This window comes from Pseudovibrio sp. POLY-S9 (assembly GCF_001431305.1).
In the GTDB taxonomy this organism is placed as follows: Bacteria; Pseudomonadota; Alphaproteobacteria; order Rhizobiales; family Stappiaceae; genus Pseudovibrio.
Genome location: NZ_LCWX01000260.1, coordinates 105,479 through 112,873, shown reverse-complemented (window position 1 = coordinate 112,873; position 7,395 = coordinate 105,479). Strand labels below are relative to the sequence as shown.

Genomic DNA, 7,395 nt, shown 5'->3' with positions numbered 1-7,395 from the left:
ACCCATGGGCTTGATCCGCAAGCCTATGGTGTCCGGCAGCTGGCTTCCATTCTGGATGTGATGGAAGCGTCCAACGCAACGGCCACTTTGCGTGAGATCGCTGTTGTTGAGCTGCAGCTGACCCGCGTTTTTGCCAGTTACGGCGCCCACCTTGCTGGCGGCGTTGTGCGCCCGACCAAGGTGCTGAAGAATGTATTTATCACCCCGCAGGTTCCAAAGCTGAATGACATGCTTACTCGGCTGGAAGAAACCCGGTCTGTTGAGCAGTTGTTTGCCAGCCTTGAGCCAGAGGCACCGTCCTACGATCTTTTGAAAGACCAGCTGGCCCGATATAACGCGGCCCTCACCTCTGATTACCCTGTCTACATCGAAGATGGCCCGAGCATCCGGCCCGGTGACACAGGTGCGCGCATCTCGCAGTTGGAGAAACGACTGCAAACCGAGGGCTATGCGCCCTATTACTCCGGATACTCCGGCGCCAACGAGCAAGACGTGGCGCCCGCCTTTTACAATGATGATATGGTTGCGCTCGTAAAAAGCTTCCAGAAACGTCATGGTTTGAGCGTGGACGGCGTTGTTGGCAAGAAGACCCGGGCAGCGCTGAATGCCTCACTCACAGACCGCCGCGATCAAATCCTTGTTAATCTGGAACGCATGCGCTGGGATGATCCGCTTCCTTCTGGCCGCTATGTGAAAGTCAACGTGGCTGAACAGATTGTGCGGGTGATGGAAGGCACGGACGTGCTTTATGAGACCCGCAGCGTAGTGGGCAAGCCCCGCCATGCCACGCCTTTGTTCTCTGACACCTTTGAGTATGCAGAGATTAATCCGACATGGGGGGTGCCCTGGTCCATTGCCACCAATGAGTATTTGCCCAAGCTGCGCAAGAATGCCTCTGCCTTGTCTGGTAGCGGGATCAACGTTTACAAGAATGGTCGGCGTGTCGATCCGACGGCAATCAACTGGAATGCTGTCAGCAAACGCAGGTTCGGGTATCAGCTCCGCCAGAAGGCCGGACGTAAAAACGCTTTGGGTGCTGTGAAGTACATGTTCCCCAATAAGCACAACATTTATCTGCACGACACGCCATCCAAGCGCCTGTTCAATAAAGATCAGCGTGCCTTTAGCCATGGATGCATCCGGGTTCAGGATCCATTTACATTCGGGGAAGTGCTGCTTTCCGGTTCGGGCCACAGCCGCGCCAAGATGGAAAAGCTGCGCGCCCGGGGCAAAACTGTTCGCCTGAAGCTGAAAGAGACCGTGCCCGTGCATCTGCGCTATTACACCGCTTTTGCTGGTGATGATGGGGAACTTCAGTTCCGGGAAGACATCTACAAGCAGGACAATGCGATTCTGGAGGCTCTGCTCACCTCGCAAGATGCATTCAAGATAAAGATGGCCTCAACCTACTGACCTGACAAATATGCGCAAATTGCCACGTCCCTTATCAGGGATATGGTTAATAGTGCATATTTGAATTAGCTGTGCTAATATATCCCCAATAGAACTGCATTTCATAATTCAAACGGGGGTTGATTATGCTGAAGCAGGCTATGGGTGCAATGATTGTGGCAAGTGCTATCTCAAGCCCGATCATTTTCCTTGCGGTTTACCTGTTTATGAACTCTGCGTGAGTTCAAAGCCATCTCTTTAGATGGTGCTGATAAAACTGAGAGTTCCCCAAATTTTAAGGGCAGCGTTCCACGCTGCCTTTTTCTTTGCATGAATTTCGCTCACCTAAAACAGTTAAATCGGCAAACTGGTTGTTTTGTGTTGCTGGCAAGGTGATGTTGAGGTGGTTGTGTGTGGAGGCTGGGCTTCAGGCGGCAGTGCCTCTTGCCATCATACCGGACGCAGCGAAGCAAGGGTCCCGTATCCAGTGCAATTCCTGCTGAGATTATTAGTAGGTGAGGCTCTGGTTCCCACATCGCGCTTCGCTTGCGCGGGATGACGGCGCTGGGTGACGACGCGGGTTGCTGGCTGGGCCGAACAAAACTTATCCCCGTCACCTAAAAGCTGCCTTACTCTGTGTCTCGTGCCCACGCATTCGGGCAGGAGTGGACCGTCCATTCCGCGGCGTGGGTGGGGTTGGGCTGCCGGCATGAGGTAACGTATCGTGTCGGGAGGTCCGGTGAAGCGCCATACCCTTTTGAGGCCACAGTGGTATAGGGAGTTTGGGGTCGTTCCGGAGGGCGTCCGGTGGTGACAAGAAATTGTCGATGACAGGGAAACCTGTCAGTGACACGGGGACGTGTCATTCACGTCTGTCCGAGAGGGAGCCCGCGCGTTCATGATAAAAGGCCCGGGCGAGGCGAACAGCCATTGCCGAAGAAACATTATTTACAAGTAGCGCAGGCAAAGCCTGTTCGCCTTGCTCCACCCGTATAAACGGGAACCTCAAACACAAACACCGCTGGAATAGCCCAGCGGTGCTCAAAGTTCTTGAAAAGCAGATGTCAAATCTACGCGTATTCTTATCCGAAAACCGGAGCCACTTTTCAGGAACAGGCTTTAGTCATCCAGATAGTCAGCACACTTTTCCGGAACCTGATCGCCCCACGGCATGATCGGCACGGTAGACGTAGAGTTCTTCGGGCTGCCTTCTACGAGCTTGTCGGAATAGACCAGATAGACCAGCACGTTTCGCTTTGCGTCACAGCCACGGACAATGCGCATTTTTTTGAAGAACAGGGAGCGGCTCTGGCGGTAGACTTCGTCGCCTTGCTCAATCTTGCTTTTGAACTTGATGGGACCAACCTGACGGCAGGCCAATGAGACATCTGAGGTTTCTTCCTCCAGTCCGAGCCATCCGGAGAAGCCACCTTTTTCAGGCACTGTGAAGTGACAGGCGACGCCCTCGACTTCCGGGTCATCCAGTGCATAGGTCGCCAACTTGTGGTCCGGGCTCAGGAACTTCCAGACAGTTGACTTCTTGAAGATCAGATCCGGCTCCTGTGCCTGCGCAGCGGTGCCAAGCATCCCAAGCGTTACTCCAAGAACGACCGTCGCGGTGCTCACCATTTTCAGGACTGATTTTCCAAGCGCAGAGATCTGCACGGCTCCCCTCCATTTTCAAAAGAACAAATCAAATCACTCCCGATATAGGAGTTTTTTTGGCAACTACCAGCAAGAGAACCAGAGATTTTTGTAAAACCTACCGGAATCCGTTGGTTTTGCCCCAATAAGGCCATAGAATAGCTTATCTCTAAGATTTCTCTGAGGAAACCAGTATTGCGGGCTATGACCATTTCCAGACTCCCCTTCGCGCACTCATGCGCAGCCGTGGCTCTTGCCCTTGGCGCCTCCCTTATATGGACCGGCAGTGCGTTTGCACGCCCTCAGGTGTGCGACAGGCTTGAGACGGAGTTTATCGAACTTTCTGAGCAGGTCGAAAACAATGGCAGCTCCAACAGCTGGCAAACGGCCTATGAAGAGCAGTTGGTTCATATCCGTAATGTGCAGTCCCAGATGTCCAACTTCGGCTGTGATGGCTCCTTTGGCCCTGCTCAGTGCCAGCAGCTGAGCTCCTCTCTTCAGCAGATGAATGAGAATCTGACCTATCTCGACAGTCAAAGACAGCAGGAACTGTATTCCAGCGTTTTGCAGGACCGGCTTACTGAAGTGAAGCAGGCACTGGTTGACCTGAATTGTTCAGATCGTTCTGACCAGCAAGTCCAGCCACTGACACCGCCACCAGCGCAGGCCAATCAGCCTTTGCAGCTGGAGCCTCGTTCGACCGCTGGTTTCTCCTCTGGTGGTCAGCAATATGCGACCATGTGTGTGCGCAAGTGTGATGGCTACTACTTCCCGATCAATCCGAATTCCAGTGCGGAAGATCTGGCGGAAGATGGAGAGATTTGTCAGGCGCTGTGCCCAAGTCAGGACACTGAGCTGTATGTCTTCCAGGTTCCTCAGGAAACACCTGCCCAGATGCGGTCTTTGTCCGGTGCGCCTTATACGTCGCTTGCCAATGCCTATCTGTTCAGACAGCAGAACAACCCGGCCTGTTCCTGTGATGCAGCGGGTGGTCAGCCTGGCAATCTGGAGCCGACACCTGCGATCCCACCTCTGGAGCAGGCACTTCCGGGTAATCAGCTGGAAGATCTGACACCGGGTGCAACTGCGACATACCCTGCCATTCCGAACCAGAGTGAGCTGCGTCAGACCGTAGATGCAACAGAGGCCCAGAGTGATATCTCCGAGCCTCCACTTGTTCAGAAGAAATTTGTGCCGCGCGAGGTTGAACCCCGCACAGGCCCTATCAGGAAAGTCGGTCCAAAGTTTTTTCCCGACCGATAAGAGGTAGCATGTTCTTCAGGTCTGGACCGTGTGCCAGACCTGTAATTGCCTTGCGCAGTGGCATGAACAAACCTTTGCCTTTACGGCCTGTCTCGGCTTTGACGGCTTTGGTCCACTCGCCCCATGTTTCCTCGGTCCATGGCTCTTGCGGCAGCAGAGCCTTAGCCTGAGTGATGAAGTCTTTGTCTTCCTCGGCAATGTCTGGTGTGGCGGACCCAACGATCAGCTCCCACCATTTTTTCGCATCGCTTACGGTGGAGCAGTTTTCTTTAACGGCTGCCCAGAACGCGTCATCCCCTTCAACGCCATCTGCTTTCAGGCGGTCGGCGACATCAGCAAAGCTCATGGCATGGACGAGTTTTGCGGTCAGGTGGCCCACATCTTCCGGGTCAAACTTTGCAGCAGACTTGGAGATGCCGGAGAAGTCGAGCATGTCTGCCAGAGCTTCCATGGTTGGAGCAGGTTCAACTGCGTGACTGGTGCCTGTCAGCACTGCAAGGGAGCAGACTGCCATTGGCTCATAGCCCTCTTCCCGCAGTGAGCGGATAGACAGGGCGCCAGAGCGTTTGGAGAGCCCCTCACCTGATGCAGTGGTCAGCAGGTTGTGGTGACCAAACTCAGGAACTTGTGCCCCCAATGCCTGGAATATGGCAATCTGAACACCAGTGTTGGCAATGTGGTCTTCACCGCGAATGACGTGCGTGATGCCCATATCCGCATCATCCACGATGGATGGCAGCGTGTAGAGGTAGGTTCCATCTGCACGGATCAGCACAGGATCAGACAGGGAGGCAAGATCAACGGTCTGACGACCACGGATCACATCATCCCAGTGCACTTCTGTTCTGACAGTGGAGAATGCATCATTTTCTGCGTGGTTTGGCAGTTTGAAGCGCCAGTGTGGTTTGCGGCCTTCTGCTTCATATTCAGCGATCTGCTCATCCGTGAGCTTCAGGCCAGCACGGTCGTAAACAGGAGGACGGCCCAGAGCACGCGCACGGTTACGGCGGCGCTCCAGCTCTTCCGGCGTCTCGTAGCATGGGTACAGGAGGCCTGCGTCTTTCAGCTTGGCAGCTGCTGCATCATACAATGCAAACCGCTCGGATTGTTTTTCCACGCGATCAGGGTTGATACCCAGCCACTTCAGATCTTCGGCAATGCCCACTGCATACTCTTCTTTAGAGCGTTGCACGTCGGTATCGTCGTAGCGCAGAACGAAATTGCCGCCCTGCTTTTTAGCAAAGAGATAGTTGAAAAGCGCCGGGCGCACATTGCCGATATGGATGTGGCCAGTCGGAGATGGCGCGAAGCGAACAGTAACACTCATGGCTGAGCCTTCTCATCAATAAACAAGTTTGACACTCGGGTATCGCGTTGGCTGGTACGGGTCAACCAGCCAATCTCCGATACCTACGGAATATCTCGGGCTTTAGGTTCAGTTACCGGCTTTTGCTGAATTCAAGCTGGAGAACGAACCAGCATCAGCTGCGGCTTTACGGCAAACAAAACCAGGCCCAGGCCAAAGCAATAAAGGCTGGAGAATGCAAACTGAGTGTCCAGCTCAATACCGTTATCCAGAAGAACGCCCATCAGTCCGGGAGCCAGCGCGGATGCGAAGACCATCATGGCGGAATATACTGCACGGATGGACCCCAGATGAGCTGTTCCATAAAGTTCGGCCAGAACAGCAGAGGCAATCGCCCCCCAGGAGCCAACGGTTATGGCGAGGATGATCATCGCAATTGGCACAAAGTACTCTTCGCCGCCAAAGGCAAACACGAGCACGCTTACACCAAGAGGAATAACAGAAAGCGGGAGCAATGAGACGGCAGAGAAACGGTCAATCATCATACCAGCAGTCATAGAGAACACGGCGCCAGCCGCTGCATAAAGTGGCAGGTAGGACGGGATCACAGTCCGTGCCCAGCCCTTTGCTTCCATGAAGTGGACCTGATGGAACATGAGGCCTGTGACAAGAAACGGCACAGCGAGCACGGCTGTCATAACCACCCAGAACCGCCAGTCCGACATCACCTGCTTTCTGGTCCAGCTCACAGTAGGGCCGTTTGAGCCTGAAGACTCAAGCGGGTTTTCCGGTGTCCGGTCCTTCTTGAGGGTTAGATAAGCCAGAGGAAGGAAGAAGACGAGAAGCGTTATGCCCGCTGCGGACCAAAGATCCCGCCATGAGAATGCGACCATGAGCGAGACAGCGGCCAATGGCAAAAGCGCTTCGCCTGCCATGTTGCCAAAGGACGCAAGGCTGAGAGCCTTCCCTCTGGAGCCATGGAACCAGCGCGACATGGCTGTCTGAGAGGTATGGGGGAGCATGCCCTGCCCGAACAGACGTAGACCATAGAGGCAAATTGCAAGTAATATTATGGAGTTATGCCAGCTCATTAAGAAACTGAATCCGGCAAGAATGATAATTGCAGCACACCCGACGACCACAGGGCGATAATAATCGACTATCCTGCCCAAATAGATGAGCGTTGCAGCACTTGCCAGTGTCGCGAACATGTAAATTGAGCCGAAATCACCGTGAGAGAGGCTATAGGTCTCACGGATCTGGGAGGAAAATTGCGCGATGAAGAAGGTTTGACCAAAGCTGGAGCCAAACCCGAGCAGAAACCCGCCCGCGACCCAGCGCAGGTTGCGCTGGAGAAATTGGAAGAAAGTCATAGACTTAACCTAAAAAGCGTAGAAAGTGATTCAGGCAAGGCGTGATGCTTGCCTGAGCACCAGAGATCAAGTCCAGAGCGCGGCTTGCTTGCTCTTAAAGTAAGATCTCAAGCCGCGTGTGGTTCTAGGTTCGATCCCGGAAACGATTGGTGATTGGGTAGCGACGATCGCGCCCAAAGTTCTTTAGTGTGATTTTGACACCCGGTGCAGCCTGACGACGCTTGTACTCTGCGATGTAAAGAAGGTGTTCGACTCGATGGATGGTTTCTACAGAGTGGCCGCGCTTGGCGATCTCGTCAAGGCTCAACTCTTTTTCAACGAGACAATGCAGGATGTCATCCAGAACATCGTACTCTGGCAGGCTGTCCTGATCGGTCTGATTTTCACGCAGCTCAGCTGTTGGCGCTTTGACGATGA

Annotated in this window: 5 protein-coding genes and 1 pseudogene; 2 read left to right on the top strand and 4 right to left on the bottom strand. The window is 53.9% G+C overall.

Features of this window, described 5'->3' with window-relative positions:
- The coding region (locus PPL9_RS29545) for a L,D-transpeptidase family protein (protein ID WP_082597174.1) at nt 1-1,413 on the top strand (1,413 nt) is incomplete at its 5' end.
- A gap of 1,098 nt (nt 1,414-2,511) precedes the next feature.
- Here PPL9_RS29545 and PPL9_RS29540 read toward each other — a convergent pair.
- The gene (locus PPL9_RS29540; protein WP_057466187.1) at nt 2,512-3,021 is read right to left on the bottom strand and encodes a CreA family protein; all 510 of its coding nucleotides are present in this window, start codon (nt 3,019-3,021) and stop codon (nt 2,512-2,514) included.
- Between the two features lie 219 nt (nt 3,022-3,240).
- Between PPL9_RS29540 and PPL9_RS29535 the strand changes: the two genes are divergently transcribed.
- On the top strand, nt 3,241-4,299 hold the full coding sequence (locus PPL9_RS29535; protein WP_057466056.1) for a DUF2865 domain-containing protein: 1,059 nt from the start codon (nt 3,241-3,243) through the stop codon (nt 4,297-4,299).
- Here the strand turns inward: PPL9_RS29535 and gltX are convergent.
- From gltX to PPL9_RS31745, 3 genes and pseudogenes are all read right to left on the bottom strand, one after another.
- Nucleotides 4,262-5,626 carry a glutamate--tRNA ligase gene (gene gltX, locus PPL9_RS29530; RefSeq protein WP_057466055.1) on the bottom strand — a complete coding sequence of 455 codons (1,365 nt, stop codon included), beginning with the start codon at nt 5,624-5,626 and terminating at the stop codon, nt 4,262-4,264. The two genes, PPL9_RS29535 and gltX, sit on opposite strands and share 38 nt — an antisense overlap.
- A 131-nt stretch (nt 5,627-5,757) precedes the next feature.
- Complete coding sequence (locus PPL9_RS29525) at nt 5,758-6,978, bottom strand: MFS transporter (RefSeq protein WP_057466054.1); 1,221 nt, start codon at nt 6,976-6,978, stop codon at nt 5,758-5,760.
- 124 nt (nt 6,979-7,102) lie between these two features.
- Nucleotides 7,103-7,395: pseudogene (locus PPL9_RS31745) on the bottom strand (NAD+ synthase); the annotation flags it as partial.

Bases quoted from the DNA above. Each gene is read 5' to 3' on its own strand.
- PPL9_RS29540 (WP_057466187.1), bottom strand. From the start codon at position 3,021: ATGGTGAGCACCGCGACGGTCGTTCTTGGAGTAACGCTTGGGATGCTT.
- PPL9_RS29535 (WP_057466056.1), top strand. From the start codon at position 3,241: ATGACCATTTCCAGACTCCCCTTCGCGCACTCATGCGCAGCCGTGGCT.
- gltX (WP_057466055.1), bottom strand. From the start codon at position 5,626: ATGAGTGTTACTGTTCGCTTCGCGCCATCTCCGACTGGCCACATCCAT.
- PPL9_RS29525 (WP_057466054.1), bottom strand. From the start codon at position 6,978: ATGACTTTCTTCCAATTTCTCCAGCGCAACCTGCGCTGGGTCGCGGGC.